This is a genomic window from Trichocoleus sp. FACHB-262, assembly GCF_014696035.1.
GTDB lineage: Bacteria > Cyanobacteriota > Cyanobacteriia > FACHB-46 > FACHB-46 > Trichocoleus.
Genome location: NZ_JACJPK010000072.1, coordinates 300,880 through 316,718, shown reverse-complemented (window position 1 = coordinate 316,718; position 15,839 = coordinate 300,880). Strand labels below are relative to the sequence as shown.

Sequence of the window (15,839 nt, the reverse complement as noted above, 5' to 3'; positions counted from 1 at the left end):
CTCTCTAGGCTTTCCTAGCAGTCCCTAGCTAAGGGATTCTAAATAGTCTCGTACTCGGTTGCGACGCTTAGGCTGACGCAGTTTTTGCAAAGCTTTCGCTTCAATCTGACGGACGCGCTCCCGTGACAAGTCTAAAGCTCGGCCAATTTCAGCCAAGGAATAGGGATGACCGTCGCCTAAACCAAAGCGCATTAGGATCACGTCACGCTCACGGCTAGTCAAGTCTGTAAGCAATTGCTGAAGATCTCGGCGCAGGGCTTCCCGCATCAAAATTTCTTCAGGGGATACATCTTCGGTTTCTAGCAAATCTCCTAGTTCTGTATCTTTCTCTTTGCCTACTTTGGTTTCTAGAGAAACAGAGCGGGGGACTCGCAGTAATACTTCTCTAACTTGCGGAGCCGTCATTTCAAGCTCAGTAGCAATGTCTTCAATAGTGGCCGTCCGGCCCTTTTCTTGAGAAATCTTACGCTGAGCTTTTTTGATTTTGTTCAGCTTTTCAGTGATGTGAACTGGTAGGCGAATCGTACGGCTCTGAGTTGCGATCGCCCGGGTAATTCCTTGGCGAATCCACCAGTAAGCATAGGTGCTAAAGCGATAACCTTTGGTTGGGTCAAACTTCTCTACCGCTCGCTCTAAGCCGAGGGTGCCTTCTTGAATCAAATCCAGCAGCTCTAAGCCTCGATTCTGGTACTTCTTCGCGACAGATACGACCAAGCGCAAGTTCGCTTTGATCATGTGTTCCTTGGCTCGCAGACCTTCTGTTTGGATCTGCTCCAATTCCGTCACTTCTAGGGCTACAACCTCTGCCCAGCGACGTTTTCCTTGGGCTAAAATTGGCTTTAGGTCTGCGACAGTAACGCCTGCTTGGGTAGCCCATCGCTCTAGAGAAGGCCGATGACCTAGCTGAGATGCTAGACAGTCATGGGCTTCAATCAAATCAACATAGCGCTTAATCGGTTCATCCCCTGCGGCTGCTACTTCGTTGCGTAACTCTAGCAATCGCATGTAGCGCTGTACCCGTTGCGCTTCTGAAACTTCTTCATCTCGCCCCAATAAGCGAACCCGACCAATTTCCTGGAGATACAAGCGCACTAGATCAGTGGTGCGGCGGCTCACACTTTTACGTAAACCACTAGCTGGATCGGCATACCCCATGTCTAAGTCAACGAGATCATCGGCACTTGGCTCGATGTCTTCATTGTTCAACCGAAAGCTAGTAGCGTTCAGTTGATCGTCATATTCTGCATCAGCGTAAAAAGATGTTGCTGGCATAGTGATCGTCTCAGTCGCTCCGGGTAATTATGGGGCTTGCTAGCTAGGTCTCGCTGCTATTGTTCCCGTCATGTCAGACTTCAGAACGCGGCTGAGAGTTCCAGGGTTAAGTTAGGTCAAGTTTTTCTGACATAACTTGGGCCACGATCATCAGCGGCGAATTGAACAGCCAGGCTTTCTGGGTAGCATTCGAGCTTTAACGGCTCAAGGGCTAGCTTCATGCTTCAATTAGGTCTACAGTAGGCACCCATCTTGTTACTTGCACCCAACTTTAGATCTACTTTTTGGTAGATGCAGTTAACCTGTTTAGCTCGTCTATCCAAACTATAAGGAGAGAATAAGAATCCACGAGTGACTCAGGTCCGATGCTAAGTTAATCTACATCACCCTACATAGGATTTCCTGATCACTTGCTAAGTTTCACCAGATCTGCAAACAGGTCTACGCTTCAACAAGCTTTGATGTAGGTTTTGCCAACCTAATGATGTTTCTGTCAACTTAGCCTAGAATCTGAGAACGTTATTCTCAGGCTTAGTGTCTCTCAGCATTAGGGCTGCGGTTGCTTGTTGCGGAGTAATCTCACCTTCTAGCAAGCGATACACTTGATGGGAAATAGGTATAGAAATATTGTGCTGCCGAGCGACTTGGATTAATACTTGAGTGGTGTTGATTCCCTCAGCAGTTCCCTCTAATGTCGCTAGTACTTCTGAGAGCGTTCGACCCTGAGCTAAACCATAACCAACGCGATAGTTACGGCTTAGGACACTATTACAAGTTGCCAGCAGGTCCCCTAAGCCAGAGAGACCATAGAAGGTTTCTGTTTTTGCGCCCCAGTGCGTACCAATCCGAATAATTTCTGTCAGACCACGAGTTACAAGGGCTGCTTTGGCATTGGTGCCTAATTGCAGACCATCGCATACCCCAACTGCGATCGCAATAATATTTTTGAGCGTGCCACCCAGTTCGACGCCTAAGGGATCAGGATTCGTATAAACCCGAAAGATTCCAGACGAGAAGACCGCTTGCACAACCTCAGCCGCTACCATCTGTTCACTGGCAACCACGGTGGCTGCAGGCAAACCTGCTTCGATTTCTTTGGATAAGTTGGGCCCAGACAGCACCACAACTGGATAGTCTGGAAAAGCAGCTTGCCAAATTTGGGAAGGAGTGAGTGTGGTGGTTGGATCTAGCCCCTTGGTTGCGGTGATCAAAATCGCTGGCTTGGCGATCGCTAAGGATTGTATCTGCTCAACCACGGCTCTCACGCCCTGCATGGAAATCGCAGACACAATCAGATCAGCACCTTCTACTACCTCTCTCAAGCTTTGAGCTTGATGGCGTGACCATAGGCGCACAGAGTGACCATTTTTGGCTGCTAAATTTGCCAAAGCTGAACCCCACGCACCTGCCCCAAGTACTGCTAGCGTTACAGTTTGCACAACCCTTTGCTCAATCTAGTGGTGAGGAATTAGCAGAGGGCGCAGCAATCATGCGGGGGTAGCGTTCCATCAATACCCTCACTTGCTCCGCATGGTAAGAACTGCGAGTTAAGGGAGAGGACACGACTTGCAAAAAGCCAATAGATTCGCCAAATTGTCGCCAAGCCTCAAATTGCTCTGGCGGCACAAAGTTGGTTACACCTAAGTGTTTTTGGCTGGGCTGTAGATACTGCCCAATCGTAAGGATGTCACAGTCTACAGTTCGCAGATCCTGCATGGCTGCCCGCACTTCCGCGTCGGTTTCTCCCAAGCCGACCATGATGCCAGACTTGGTGTAAACCCAAGGGGCGAGTTCTCGCGATCGCTTGAGAAGTTCCAAACTGCGCTCGTACTGGCCTTGAGGACGCACCCGCCGATAAAGCCGAGGTACGGTTTCTGTGTTGTGGTTCAGCACCTCTGGTTGTGCTTGCAAGATGGTTGCTAGTGCCTGCCAATTGCCACACAGATCTGGAATCAAAACTTCGATGGTGGTGCTGGGAGAAGTTTCTCGAATTGCCTGAATACACCGGACAAACTGAGATGCACCGCCATCGGGTAAATCATCTCGGTTTACAGAGGTGATCACAACGTGATTTAAGCGCAATCGTTGCACTGCTTCAGCCAAGCGATCGGGTTCAGTGGGATCGAGTGGTTTGGGCTTTTTCTCAAAATCAATATCGCAGTAAGGACAAGCTCTTGTACAAGCGGGTCCCATGATCAAAAACGTTGCTGTGCCGTGATTAAAGCACTCACCAATGTTGGGGCAAGACGCTTCCTCACACACCGTATTTAGTGCTAAATCCCGGAGGATTTCTTTGACACTACCAACCCGCTCCCACTGGGGAGCTTTTACCCGTAACCACTCTGGCTTAACAACCACGCTGAGTTTTGATTGCTGAAGTTATGTATGCTTAATCTTAACAAGTAGCGGCGCATCACAATATATTTGTGCTGTGATAGGCTAAACTTGGTTAGCTGAGACTACGACGGGATGTAGCGCAGCTTGGTAGCGCACTTCGTTCGGGACGAAGGGGCCGCTGGTTCGAATCCAGTCATCCCGATTTTTAACTTAATAAAAAGGAAACTACCAAGAGGAGCCTTCTTCCTCGCGGGGACCGAGTACCATTTGCAAAATCATGGATTGTCCGCCTACCTTATGGTAGCGATCGGCCCAAGCCCGGATGACTTCATCTAGTTCTTCCAGTGCTTGATCCACTCTTTCGATAGGAATATCGAGTTCTTCAAGCACTCGCATGACACGAGGTTGCTGATCAGCCCAATCTTTCATCAAGCGAAAATAGCGAGCTGTGTCCTCCACCATGATGTAGGTACGCTCCTCATCATCGGCGGGGGAGTAGGAAGAACGGGTTAACGCATAAAAGGGCATGCCCCAGGGCGACTCAATGCGTGTGACAGTGCCAGAGTAAATTAAACGGCGTTTAATGTGTTCTGCCAATGCCTCACTTAAAGGCATCTGACGATCTGCGGTGAGGTCTTCTTGCGATCGCGTATGCAGAAACTCAATCAAGTCCATGAATTGAAAGGAATTGATCAGTTGAGCATCTGGCAGATTGTCAGGTAGTTTCTGCTCAATCTGGCGTTTTTCTTCGGAGGTGAGGCTTGTCCCAGGAATGCGCGATCGCCCAGGCTGCCAAGGATATTGCTCTAACCAAACGTAGGGAAACTGAATCAGATACCGAGGTTCCTGAGACCCCAGCATTTTCAGGAGTTTGCCTTCCGTTAGGGCTTGTCTAACTTCCTCAACAATCACTTTGACCCGTTTGGGCTCAATGTGGTGCAAGTGACCTGTCATACGCAGGTTGTGTCCTTGCTCCAAATAAGTCATGTAAATAGCACACTTGGCAGCAGTTGCAGCCGCATCTAGAAATGCCCCATGCCGATGTCCGCTGGTGCGCATGGCACTAAATGCCAAGTAAAGCATGATCTGATCCATTGCACTGGGGCTAAGACGTTTGATCAGATCTAAGTCGTTAGTCATAGCAGTAGCCATGCTCCGCAGGAGCGACTAGGTGAATATACAATTTGTGTATAAAAGTTTGAGCACTTATTGATAGCTCTATCTCTATTGCAGAACAATCGATTTACTCTCTTCATCGAACACCCTTAAGCTTAAAGCATGCAGGTATTTTAAGCACTAGTGATTTTTCCTAAACAAGGATTATGGATCAGCCATTTGAGAATAGCTGAATTTCCTTTCCTAGAAACGCATTTCAAGAAATTCTCTTGCTCCACTATTGCCATCCAGGCCGACAAAATCGAGCCGCTTCAGTCACCCTGGCTGAGCGGTCTGAGAAATCCTGATTTGGCATTAAGTTCCTTTGATTGCAAGAGTTATGACAGCAGGCTTACCCTTACAAATTACCTATCTTTCTGTCACCTATCTCTTGATGCGGAAAAGCAGCTCTAGGTTGTTTGTATCCTCACCCAAAGCTGGTTATAATTTATACTCTAATGTCGTGCTTGAACTAGTTAAATTTGAGGCTGAAACGAGCGAGCAATTTGGCCTAGGCTACGACGTCCACTACCACGATGAGGGGCGACGTCAGTGCTTCGACTTGCTTGAGCGGCTAAAGTTGCTTGAGTTTGAGCAGAAGGCGGAGAATTGTGTAAGCTATAGCTAGTAGGCTGCCAGCCAAATGCCAAAACAACTGTCAGCAATTGAACTGCAATGACAGATTGATAAATGTGCATGGGAAGTATCCATCTCAGAGCTGCTACTTTCTGATACGGAACTTCTGACCTCGGATCAGGAAAAAAATTGTGGTAGCCAGGCTTGCTTTGGCTAAATTCTGAAGAAAAAGTTGATTTTTAGCAGTTGGTTTTCGTTAGCTAGTATGGCTGTAATCAAGTGCTGGAGAGCCCGATAGAGCTGTTAGCAATTTTTTCTGCTCATTCTGATCCCGCCAATGGGGAAACTTGCTCAACTAACAGCCAATTGCCCGCTAAGTTTAATCGCCCTAATACTTGCATCGGTTGTTGATGTGGATAAGATTCTAGTTGCTGGTTAACCTGAGGGCCTAGAGTGACCAGGCTGATAGCGGCAGCTAAAGGGAGACCTGACGGTGCCGTTGGGCTGAACGGAATCAAATTATACTCTTGAGGGCGATCGCGGCGAAAAACACCGCTCAGCACCATTGAGGTGGCGCTAGTTGACTCAGAGCTAGAACTTGCTGCAATTTGTTGTTCTTTTGGGGGCTCGGTTCGACTGCATTGACCATCGGTGGGGTAAGTCTCTGGATGAGCTAGATAGTGAGCTTGCCCCCGAAGCCAGTCAGGATGATCAGGGAGCGAATTGAAGAGAGGAACGATCACAGCAGGTGCAGTAGGCTCTTCCAGTAAAGCAGTTTGCAGCGATCGCACTTTAAGTTCTCTGGGTTGACAGTGGTGCTCTACACACAATGCAGCAGCCATGCCTGCGGCTTGACCAATATTCATCACTGTAGGCTGCAAACGGGTGGCACCATTGGCCATGTGAGAGACAGAAATATTCTTTTCACAAACCAATAAGCCATCCGCTGCTAGCGGTATCAAGGAACCGTAAGGAATAGTGAAAGGAGTTCCTGTCCAGCGTCCACCCCATCGAATTGACTTGGGCTTAAGGTTGAGGCTCGGTAAAGCTTGGCCGTTGATATGCGTCGGGTAGTGGTGGTCATTTGCATAGTTGCCGATCGCGATCGCCGTGACTTGGCCTTGCTCATTTACAGGTAGGGCGGCGACTTTTCCTCCTAGCACAGGCAAAATATCCGGTTCACAGACGGTCACGAGTCCTTGCAGACGGCGAGATTCGCGATAGTAGGGATGCAGGGCGTAAGCTCCACCTCCTAAACTTCCGGGTAGGTGAGGGAAAATATCTGAGGCTAAGCCGTAGCGATCGCCAAGTTGCGTTTGGATAAAATGAGCAAAACCTTGAGTATGCCAGCGAGCTTCTTGCAAAAACTCCTGTTGCGCTTGCGGCGATTGAACCAAACGATCCACACCTAGGCCGTAATCATTGCCGCCCTGGGGCCAGTTGAGCATGAAGCGATCGCCAGGTAAGCGACCGTAGTTGAGAAACTGTTCTGGGCTATAACCTTCCCAAGCACCAGCAAATTGGGCTGGATCGTAATTGGGTGGAGGAGCGATCGCTGGGGCATGATTGCCCGCACCAAAGTCTTGCAGAATCACTACCCAAGTAGGCGACTGTACTGGGCAGAGCTGAGTTAAGGCATTGGCAGAGGGTGGAGCGCTCGGTTCCTGCCATTCAGATTGCAGTTCCCAACCCCAACGGTAAGGCACTTCTGCCAAAGCCAATAAATCGCCTAGTTCGGTGGCATCTAGGGTAATTTGGGCCTTGACTGTCACCTCTGCAAACCGCACGCCCGTAACGCGATCGCCTTGACGTAAAACTTCTACAGGTGTTTGACCGCTAATCCACTGCAAGTTAGGCAGCGATCGCACCCAATCGGCAAAGATCTGGGCACCAATGCGAGGGTCATAGGTAAAGAAGCTGACCCAGCCATGATCTAAGCCACCCGGTTGCCGTTTTTGTAATTCTTGGAGAAAAGCTCCCCAAATTCCGGTTTGGAAAGCAGCCAGCTCATTACCATCTGGGGCACAGACTCCTGCACTGGTCAGCATGCCACCCAGCCAAGGAAACTCGCTGACTAAAACGGTTTTGGCTCCTCGTCGGGCCGACTGTATGGCTGCAACTGTGCCGCCTGTGCCTCCACCCACAACTAAAACATCAGTGGTTAATTCTTCTAAGGTGAGTGGCATGGAATTGACTTTGCCAGCGTGACGAATAACGAGTCTTGGTAAAGTTTATGATCATTGGGTCTGCAAAAACCTAATTTCGGCACTTTAGCGGCAGATTAGCAGCATTAGAGGGGAGTATGAAAGCACAAGTGTTTCGTGGGGTAAAGCAGCTGAGTTACGAGGAACTGCCTGTGCCTGAATTAGGCGCAGACGAAGTGCTCGTGCAAGTCAAAGTTGTGGGGCTATGTCAATCTGACATTAAAAAAATTCTCTATCCTCTCTACGAACCCCCCAGAATTTTTGGTCATGAAACTGCTGGCACGATCGCGGCTGTCGGAGCTGAAGTCAAAAATTGGCAAGTGGGCGATCGCGTCGTCGTAATGCACCACATTCCCTGTATGCATTGCAACTATTGCCTCAACGACAATTTCTCCATGTGCGATGTTTACAAAAACGTCACGACAACAGCAGGGTTTGCTCCCAGCGGTGGCGGTTTTGCCGAATATGTCAAAGTGCCAGGGCATATTGTCCGAAACGGTGGCTTAATTCCCATCCCCAACGACATTAGTTTTGAGCAAGCCAGCTTTGTAGAACCGACCAACTGCTGCCTCAAAGCCGTTAAAAAAGCCCAAATTGCCCCCGGTCAAACTGTGCTGATTACTGGAGCAGGCCCGATTGGGCTAATGTTTATCATGCTGGTGAAGTACTTCGGTGCTAGAGCGATCGCCACAGATCTAATTCCTGCTCGGATTGAAAAAGCTCTGAGTGTGGGAGCCGATGCCGCTTTTGATGCCCGCGATCCTGAAATTGCTCAGAAGGTTCAGGAATTAACCCAAGGTATGGGCGTGGATGTGAGTTTGCTCGCGGTGCCCAGCGACAAAGCCTTCTTCCAAGCGCTAGATTGCACGCGCAAAGGCGGCAAAATCTTGTTCTTTGCAGAGTTTCCCGATGAGGTTGAAATTCCCATTAATCCCAATATTCTCTATCGCCGGGAAATTGACTTGATGGGGAGTTACAGCTCTTCTTTCCGGGTACAGAATTTGGCTGCAGATATTGTCTTTAATCGTCGCATTGATGTCGAAGCATTGATTAGCGATCGCTATCCCTTAGAAAATCTATCTCAAGCTGTCGATCAAGCCGTTTCTCCAGGACCAGAAACCTACAAAATTTTGATATATCCGTAAACTAATCCAGTAGGAATCCGGGGGTTAAACAGGATTTTACCTCCCGGATTTTAGGAAAACTAAGTTTTCTTTTTCTCCGCTCAATCACTCTATGGATTAATAGGAAGTCACCAAAACCTCTGTGATTTTTCCTCGCTTGCTTGCTTTAGAGTTAATCGATCGAGCAGCGGCGATCGCGTGAATATTAAAGCCTGCGTATAGCTCTCGAATAAACTCACAATCTGAATTAGAAAGCATCACCTTCACACCTCGGCTTGCCAGCTTCACGAATACATCTCTTAGTCTTATTTGATGCTCTTGATTAAAGGCGTAGCGACTATAAGCAGTGAAGTTGCTTGTCGAACTAACAGGATAATAAGGCGGATCGAAATAGACAAAATCCTCACGATTAGCGCAATCTAAAATTGCCTCAAAAGGCTTGATTACAATTACAGTTGATCGCAAGGCTAGTGATACTGAGCGTAATAACTCTGCATTGCAAATTCCAGGGTTTTTGTAGCGCCCAATGGGCACATTGAAATTCCCTTTGGAATTTTCCCGATATAAGCCATTGAAGCAAGTTTTGTTCAAATAGATTAGACGAGCTGCCCGCTCCAAATTAGTCGTAGGATTTTCAGCTCTTACTTGGTAATAGTAGTCGTGGGAATGCTGTTTCTGATGCTCTTGCAAACGCAGGATTAAAGGTTCAACTTGGTCTCGAACGCAGCAATAAACATTCACTAATTCTGGATTAATATCTGTAAGAATGGCTTGCTTTGGTAAGAGGTGAAAGAAAACAGCCCCCCCTCCTAAAAAAGGTTCGTAGTAAGTGACAAACTCTTGAGGAAAGTAAGGCTGATACTGAGAAATGAGTTGACTCTTTCCGCCTGCCCATTTCAAGAAGGGACGGGGAGAGATAGACGGAGCAGTTTGAGGTGGCATCAAAACAGGCTGTGAAGCAGAAGCAGACTCAATATTATGTCAAACAAGCCTTACTTAGCGCTCTCAAGGTTGTGGCGAACCTGCCCACAGGCTCTACTCAAAATCGTTATGACTATGATATATTGCGTAACAGTTCTTAAATAATCAGTCGTTGCCTGCGTAGGAAAAAGTGAGTTGCTCACTGCTTACCTATGACTCAGCAAATGTAGACCTGTAGACTCTTCAAGGAGAATCAAGTACATGACCTTGACCTACAATACCGAAGGTTGCCTCCGGGTTGGTCGCCCTGCCCCCGACTTCACTGCAACGGCTGTGGTCGATCAAGAGTTCAAGACCATCAAGCTGTCTGACTACCGAGGCAAATATGTTGTCTTGTTCTTCTACCCCCTAGACTTTACCTTCGTTTGCCCCACTGAAATCACTGCTTTCAGCGATCGCTTCGACGAATTTAAGCAAATTGGGACTGAAATTCTAGGCGTGTCTGTAGACAGTGAATTCTCTCACCTCGCTTGGACCCAAAGCGATCGCAAACAAGGTGGAGTGGGTGACCTCAACTATCCTCTTGTTTCCGACATCAAGAAAGAAATCAGCGCTGCTTACAACGTGCTCGATCCAGAAGCAGGTGTAGCCCTCCGTGGTCTTTTCATCATTGACAAAGATGGTGTAATTCAACATTCCACCATCAACAACCTGTCCTTTGGCCGCAGTGTGGACGAAACCCTCCGGACTTTGCAGGCGATTCAGTACGTGCAGTCTCACCCCGATGAAGTCTGCCCCGCTGGTTGGAAGCCTGGTGATGCCACCATGAATCCTGACCCTGTGAAGTCCAAGAATTACTTCGCGGCGGTGTAGTTGCTAGCGATTAGCAATTAGCTGTAATTTGTTGATAGGGTGGGCAATGCTCACCCTTTTTTATGGTTGACTGTAGTTCCGAACCTTACTTCACAGACATCAGTTATAGCTAGCGATGCTAACCTCGACAGACTTTAGCGGCCTGCTGAATCAGCGCTTTTTCAACAACTTTTTCCCGATTCCAGCAACGAGTTCTCTAGCGCTAGGCCAAAAAACTCCTGATTTTGAGTTGCCAGATATTACTCAGGGTCAGCGGATTAAATTAGCGGCTTACCAGGGACAGCAACCCGTAATTTTGGCTTTTACGCGCATCTTTACCGAAAAGCAGTACTGTCCTTTTTGCTTCCCCCACATCAAGGCGCTAAACGAGAACTACGAGAAGTTTACGAGTCGCGGAGTGGAGATCTTGATGATTACCAGTACTGATGAGCGCCAGAGCCAGATTGTGGTGCGCGATTTGGGCCTAAAGATGCCGCTCCTCAGCGATCCTAGCTGCCAAATATTTCGCGCTTACCGAGTGGGGCAAGCTCTAGGCGCACCCCTTCCAGCACAGTTTGTTTTGGACACTCAAGGCAACCTACGCTTCAAACATATGTTCTCGTTTTTGTCGTACAACGCCAATGTGGAGGAGTTGTTGGCGGCGCTCTAGAGCTGCATGCTTTGGATGTGGCTGCGGGGATTGAAGCTGCGGATGGCTCGAATTTTTTCGTAGTACTCACGCTCCTGGGGGCTGAGTTCCTTGGGGGAGGCGATCGCAATCTTAACGATTTGATCACTGCGTCCGCCCTTGGGATTGGGCCAGCCTTTGCCTCGTAAGCGTAGAGATTGCCCTGCCCGCACGCCAGCAGGCACATTCATGGTGACGCTGCCATCGGGAGTAGGGATTTCAATTTGTGCCCCTAACACTGCTTCATCCGGGGCGATGGGCACCTCACAGACTAGATTGTCGCCCTCAAATTGAAAGAAGGGATGGGATTGAATGTTGACGACCAAATAGAGATCGCCGCGTTGTTGGTTATAGGGACTCGCTGGCCCTTTGCCTTTGACGCGGATGCGGCTACCGGGTTTAGCTCCGGGGGGAATGCGGACATCAATCACTTCGCTGCCTAGATTGAGGCGTTTCTGCACACCTTGGAAGGCTTCTCTCAGGGTTAGAGCGATCGCAGCTTCGCTGTCTTGAGTTGGAGCGGTAGCAGTGTCGCCAAAACCCCCAAAGCCGCCGAAGTCCCCAAAGCCTGGGCCACCTGGAGTGGTGCGATAATTATAGGTTTGTCGTCCAGCTCCAGGGCTAGGGCCAGCGCCAGGGCTGCCAAAGCGACCTAACAGCTCGTTGATAAAGTCATCAAAGCTGCCGTATTGGCTAAAGTCGAAGTTGCCAAAGTCAACATTGGGGCTACTTCCGCCACCTGGCCAGCCGCCACCTGCTTGTTTCCAGTACTGGCCAAACTGATCGTACTTCTGGCGTTTCTCTGGGTCAGATAGTACTTCGTAGGCTTCGTTGACTTCCTTGAACCGGGCTTCCGCGTCTTGGTTGCCTGGATTAACGTCTGGATGGTACTTGCGGGCTAGTTTACGAAATGCTTTTTTGATGTCGTCGGCAGTGGCGGTTTTATTCACTCCCAAGACAGCGTAGTAATCTTTATAGTCGGTTGCAGCCATCCACCTACCTCCTCTAATAGTTTCAGTTTATGTCTTTATATCTATGATCGTCTGCTTTAGCCGCGTCGTAATCTGGATGCGGTAAGGGGCAAAGCTAAACTCCAATAGCTTATACATAGATTCAGGGCAGAGCGATGCTGACTCACGCCCTCCCCTGAACTATGACCGAATTAAGTGCGGATTTAGGCAACCAGCTTGCCAAGCACCTGATTTAATCAGGCATCTAAGCAGTAGCGATCGCCACTCCAATTACCCTGCTAGATTCACCTTAACGACCTTGTTGCGTTCTTCTTCAGCCTTGGGTAGGTGGAGATGCAAAATGCCGTTTTTGAACTCAGCCTGCACTTGGGTATTCTGAACCCGAGTGGGGAGGGGAATGACTCGTTGGAAGCGCCCGTAACGAAACTCGGAACGAAAGACGGCTCTCTCTTCACTGGGGACAGTAGCTTTACGCTCTCCACTAACTGAGACCGCTTCTGCGGTTACTTGCACATCCAGGTCTTTGGCTGCAATCCCAGGCACTTCAATTTTTAGCTGAATGGCTTCTGAGGTTTCCTGCATTTCTGCGGCAGGAGCAAAGGCAGTATGGTTGACTTCGGGAGCGAGGCGATCGAATAACCGATTCATTTCCCGCTGTAGGGTGTCAACTTCACGGAAGGGTTCCCAACGAATGAGTGCCATAACTCTAACCTCTCAAAACCTCTCAATGTTTATCTAGTCCCTTGCTGTGGGTCTTTCAACTAGATTTAAAGTATCAGAGGTGGCGTTAGAGCAGAGTTCGGTTCTTGCGCGAGATGCGATCGCAATTTCCGCCATTGCCTGGTTCAGGGATACCAAGACTGACGAATCAAGCTCGTGAATCCTTCCTCTAGTGCTGGAGGTGCGCCTAAAAGTTGTCGGTGCATGCGCAACATTACAGCTTCTGGAACCACGCGATCGCGCTGACGATTTCTGGTTAAACACACTTCCAAAGGCAAATTTAGCCAAAAGCCGACAATCTCCTGAAAGCCTAGCGATCGCGCCAACGTTAACACCCGTCGCCGTTGCTTGCGAGCCGTATTGGTAGCGTCGTAGATCGCATCGGGAATGTGGCCTTGGGAGATCTGCTCAACTGCTTGCTGTAGGTGATGTTGGACTTCGCGCCATACTTGCAACCACGGCCCCTGGACTGCTTCATCGCCAAACAATTGAGCCCGGATTGCATCAGTAGAAATCCACCGACGCTCCGGGCTAGCTGTGAGTAAATGTTGAGCCAGGGTAGTTTTGCCGCTTCCTGGCAGCCCCATCAAAATAATTAGGCGAGTAGTAGTCGGCGTGGGATGTGGAGTTGACAGGTAATCTTCCCCTAACTCCACACCCCTAGCTTCTTGCCTAGATGATGGTTCCATCCGGAATCACGGCATTTTTCATCACTACGATGATGCCATTGCGGATATAGAACCCTAGGTCCTCGCGCTCAGCTTCTTCTATCCGATCTTTGTTGATGATTTGCACATCACAACCGATGTGGGCATTTTTGTCGATGATCGCCCGTCGAATGGTGGTGTTGGCTCCAATCCCCATCGGTACTGTGCGAGTTTCACAGTTGGTATTGCGCTCAGCGAAGGGTTGATAGAAGTCAGCACCCATTAACAGGGAGTTGTCGATGACGCATCCGGATTCTACGCGCGATCGCACACCCAAGACAGAGTGTTGAATCTGGCAGTTTTTCAGAATGCACCCTTCCCCAATGATTGACTCGGTGACGTGGCAATCTAGGAGCTTGCTAGGAGGCAAGTAACGGGCACGGGTGTAGATCGGTGCTTGCTCGTCGTAGAAGCTAAAGCGTGGCTGCGGTTGTTGGGTTAGCGACAAATTAGCTTCGTAGAAAGCTTCAATCGTTCCGATGTCTTCCCAATAGTCATCGAACAAATAAGCTTGGACGTTGTGGTCTGCGGCGGAAGCTGGAATGATCTCCTTACCAAAGTCAGTGCGATCGGGCGACTGCTTCAACAGGTTCATCAAGACATCGCGCTTAAAGACATAAATGCCCATTGAGGCAATATAAGGCCGTTCTTGAGCTTGCTTAGCATCCAATCCTAGAATGCTGGTATCTACCTGCATTTGTTTCAGCGCTTCACCTTTCGGCTTCTCGCTAAAGTCTACAACTCGGCCAGAAGCATCAATCTTCATCAAGCCAAAGTCAGACGCTCGTCGTTCATCCATTGGCACGACTGAGATCGTGATGTCGGCTCCTGTATCCCGGTGGCGCTGCACAAACTGACGGTAGTCCATGCGGTACAGGTGATCTCCAGAGAGAATCAAGTACTCATCGACTTCCCACTCTTCGAACAACCACATGTACTGACGAACTGCGTCAGCCGTACCTTGGAACCAGTTGGGGTTTTCGGGGGTTTGTTGCGCCGCAAGTACCTCAACAAATCCTTCAGTAAAGCCAGCAAAGTTGTAAGCGCGGGCAATGTGGCGGTTGAGGGAGGCTGAGTTGAACTGAGTCAGAACGTAAATCTTGAATATTTCAGAATTAATGCAATTACTAACAGGAATGTCAATTAAACGGTATTTGCCTGCAAGGGGCACCGCAGGCTTCGCACGAGGCTTGGTCAATGGATAAAGGCGGGTTCCGGCTCCCCCACCGAGAATAATCGATAATACTCTTTTCACAAAAGACCTCTAAACTGCCAGTCAACTCCCAAGATAAGTGTCGGTCTGAGTGTGGCAGTTTGCAAGAGGGGATCGGAAGATAACAGAGAGTTTTGTCGATCCGCCCAAAGGCAGAGGAGGTTTAGCTTAAGGGGAGATTAAGGGGTGAGGGAGGGCGATCGCACTTATGGAGTGAGGAAGGCGATCGCCTTTCGTCACAAACAAGAGCTACTTAGAAATAAAGTGGCACCACATATTGCCTGGGCCTTCGGGGGAGCAGGTGCGCTCAATTAAGCTGTAGGAATAAACCAAGCCTTTGCCTTTGGTTTTATCCCAATCAGTATTCATGTCATAGCCACTATCCCAATACTCACCGTAGGGATCGTGAACGATGAAACCTTCTGCGTTGTAGCCCACTAAGACAATGATGTGACCAAAGCGAGTGAAGTACCCATGCACAATCACGGGTTTGTCTTGAGCAATCCACTTCTTCGCATCTTGAATCGAAGCAGTTTCGCGGAAGTCATCTTTATACCCTTTTTGCTCCACTAACCACTTCAAGTCGTAGGGATCGTGTCTGGAGCGACCTTGCTCAATCAAGAAATCGTAGTACTCATCTTCGAGTTGGGCTTCCCTAGTGGGTTTAGCACCAAAGAAAGAAAGACACATTGCTACGCTGGTGACATTGCAGGAGCCGCCTGGATTGTAGCGATTATCAGTTTGGGCCAGATAAGGAAAGTCTTTAATGCGGTGTTGGCGGGGTAGTTCGCCAGGTGTCGGGGGTGAAAGCTGTTGTTGTGTAGCGACCACGTCTTCTTGAGAAGTCACCAAGCGGACATGATCCGCAAAGGCGTACCAAGTATTGCGCCCTTTGAACTCAACATTTTTAAAGGAAACTTTGATGAGCTTGCCTTCAATTTTGTAAGAATGTAGATCGAGTAATTGGCCAGCGGTGATTTCTTCTTTTTGGTCAGCGGGTAGATCGGACGCCTGAGCAGTTTGTAATTTGAAAACGGTATTTTGCAGGATTTTGAGCTTCATAACAAATCACCTAAAGATATATGGTTCCAGTCGGGGG

At 48.9% G+C, this 15,839-nt stretch carries 16 protein-coding genes and 1 tRNA gene; 5 read left to right on the top strand and 12 right to left on the bottom strand.

Annotated features, from left to right (window positions below; all coding sequences use genetic code 11):
- Nucleotides 1-24: 24 nt before the first annotated feature.
- The 3 genes from sigC to lipA all read right to left on the bottom strand — a co-directional run bounded on the left by sigC (nt 25) and on the right by lipA (nt 3,630).
- Entirely contained in the window at nt 25-1,272 is a 1,248-nt protein-coding gene (sigC, locus tag H6F68_RS14660) for an RNA polymerase sigma factor SigC (RefSeq protein ID WP_190560017.1), read from the bottom strand.
- A gap of 503 nt (nt 1,273-1,775) precedes the next feature.
- Nucleotides 1,776-2,711 carry an NAD(P)H-dependent glycerol-3-phosphate dehydrogenase gene (locus H6F68_RS14655; protein ID WP_190560015.1) on the bottom strand — a complete coding sequence of 312 codons (936 nt, stop codon included), beginning with the start codon at nt 2,709-2,711 and terminating at the stop codon, nt 1,776-1,778.
- Nucleotides 2,712-2,721: 10 nt separating this feature from the next.
- The gene (lipA, locus tag H6F68_RS14650; RefSeq protein WP_190560013.1) at nt 2,722-3,630 is read right to left on the bottom strand and encodes a lipoyl synthase; all 909 of its coding nucleotides are present in this window, start codon (nt 3,628-3,630) and stop codon (nt 2,722-2,724) included.
- A gap of 107 nt (nt 3,631-3,737) precedes the next feature.
- Between lipA and H6F68_RS14645 the strand changes: the two genes are divergently transcribed.
- Nucleotides 3,738-3,811 (top strand) — tRNA-Pro (locus H6F68_RS14645).
- A 23-nt stretch (nt 3,812-3,834) separates the two neighbouring features.
- On the opposite strand, the gene hetR is transcribed toward H6F68_RS14645, so the two are convergent.
- The 3 genes from hetR to H6F68_RS14630 all read right to left on the bottom strand — a co-directional run bounded on the left by hetR (nt 3,835) and on the right by H6F68_RS14630 (nt 7,526).
- Entirely contained in the window at nt 3,835-4,749 is a 915-nt protein-coding gene (hetR, locus tag H6F68_RS14640; protein WP_190560011.1) for a heterocyst differentiation master regulator HetR, read from the bottom strand.
- A gap of 491 nt (nt 4,750-5,240) precedes the next feature.
- The gene (patX, locus tag H6F68_RS14635) at nt 5,241-5,462 is read right to left on the bottom strand and encodes a heterocyst-inhibiting protein PatX (RefSeq protein ID WP_190433277.1); all 222 of its coding nucleotides are present in this window, start codon (nt 5,460-5,462) and stop codon (nt 5,241-5,243) included.
- Between the two features lie 198 nt (nt 5,463-5,660).
- On the bottom strand, nt 5,661-7,526 hold the full coding sequence (locus H6F68_RS14630) for an FAD-dependent oxidoreductase (RefSeq protein WP_190560009.1): 1,866 nt from the start codon (nt 7,524-7,526) through the stop codon (nt 5,661-5,663).
- Between the two features lie 116 nt (nt 7,527-7,642).
- Here H6F68_RS14630 and H6F68_RS14625 point away from each other — a divergent pair, with 116 nt between their 5' ends.
- Nucleotides 7,643-8,689 (top strand): zinc-dependent dehydrogenase, encoded by a 1,047-nt coding sequence (locus H6F68_RS14625; RefSeq protein WP_190560007.1) that lies wholly within the window; start codon nt 7,643-7,645, stop codon nt 8,687-8,689.
- 96 nt (nt 8,690-8,785) lie between these two features.
- Here the strand turns inward: H6F68_RS14625 and H6F68_RS14620 are convergent, their stop codons facing one another.
- Nucleotides 8,786-9,610 (bottom strand): DNA adenine methylase, encoded by an 825-nt coding sequence (locus H6F68_RS14620; protein WP_190560005.1) that lies wholly within the window; start codon nt 9,608-9,610, stop codon nt 8,786-8,788.
- Here H6F68_RS14620 and H6F68_RS14615 point away from each other — a divergent pair.
- From H6F68_RS14615 to H6F68_RS14605, 3 genes are all read left to right on the top strand, one after another.
- Nucleotides 9,604-9,750 (top strand): hypothetical protein, encoded by a 147-nt coding sequence (locus H6F68_RS14615; RefSeq protein WP_190560003.1) that lies wholly within the window; start codon nt 9,604-9,606, stop codon nt 9,748-9,750. The genes H6F68_RS14620 and H6F68_RS14615 overlap by 7 nt on opposite strands.
- 100 nt (nt 9,751-9,850) lie before the next feature.
- Nucleotides 9,851-10,462, top strand: coding sequence for a peroxiredoxin (locus tag H6F68_RS14610; protein WP_190433268.1), 612 nt, complete (start codon nt 9,851-9,853; stop codon nt 10,460-10,462).
- A gap of 115 nt (nt 10,463-10,577) precedes the next feature.
- A complete protein-coding gene (locus tag H6F68_RS14605; RefSeq protein WP_190560001.1) occupies nt 10,578-11,111 on the top strand; it encodes a redoxin domain-containing protein in 534 nt (177 codons plus the stop codon).
- Here H6F68_RS14605 and H6F68_RS14600 read toward each other — a convergent pair.
- The 5 genes from H6F68_RS14600 to H6F68_RS14580 form a co-directional block, all read right to left on the bottom strand.
- The gene (locus tag H6F68_RS14600) at nt 11,108-12,121 is read right to left on the bottom strand and encodes a DnaJ C-terminal domain-containing protein (protein WP_190559999.1); all 1,014 of its coding nucleotides are present in this window, start codon (nt 12,119-12,121) and stop codon (nt 11,108-11,110) included. The genes H6F68_RS14605 and H6F68_RS14600 overlap by 4 nt on opposite strands.
- 249 nt (nt 12,122-12,370) lie before the next feature.
- Entirely contained in the window at nt 12,371-12,802 is a 432-nt protein-coding gene (locus tag H6F68_RS14595) for an Hsp20/alpha crystallin family protein (RefSeq protein ID WP_190559997.1), read from the bottom strand.
- 143 nt (nt 12,803-12,945) lie between these two features.
- Nucleotides 12,946-13,509 carry an AAA family ATPase gene (locus tag H6F68_RS14590; RefSeq protein ID WP_190559995.1) on the bottom strand — a complete coding sequence of 188 codons (564 nt, stop codon included), beginning with the start codon at nt 13,507-13,509 and terminating at the stop codon, nt 12,946-12,948.
- Nucleotides 13,493-14,782, bottom strand: coding sequence for a glucose-1-phosphate adenylyltransferase (locus tag H6F68_RS14585; protein ID WP_190433263.1), 1,290 nt, complete (start codon nt 14,780-14,782; stop codon nt 13,493-13,495). Before H6F68_RS14585 ends, H6F68_RS14590 begins: the two co-directional genes overlap by 17 nt.
- A 207-nt stretch (nt 14,783-14,989) precedes the next feature.
- The gene (locus tag H6F68_RS14580; protein ID WP_190559993.1) at nt 14,990-15,802 is read right to left on the bottom strand and encodes a C39 family peptidase; all 813 of its coding nucleotides are present in this window, start codon (nt 15,800-15,802) and stop codon (nt 14,990-14,992) included.
- Nucleotides 15,803-15,839: the final 37 nt, after the last annotated feature.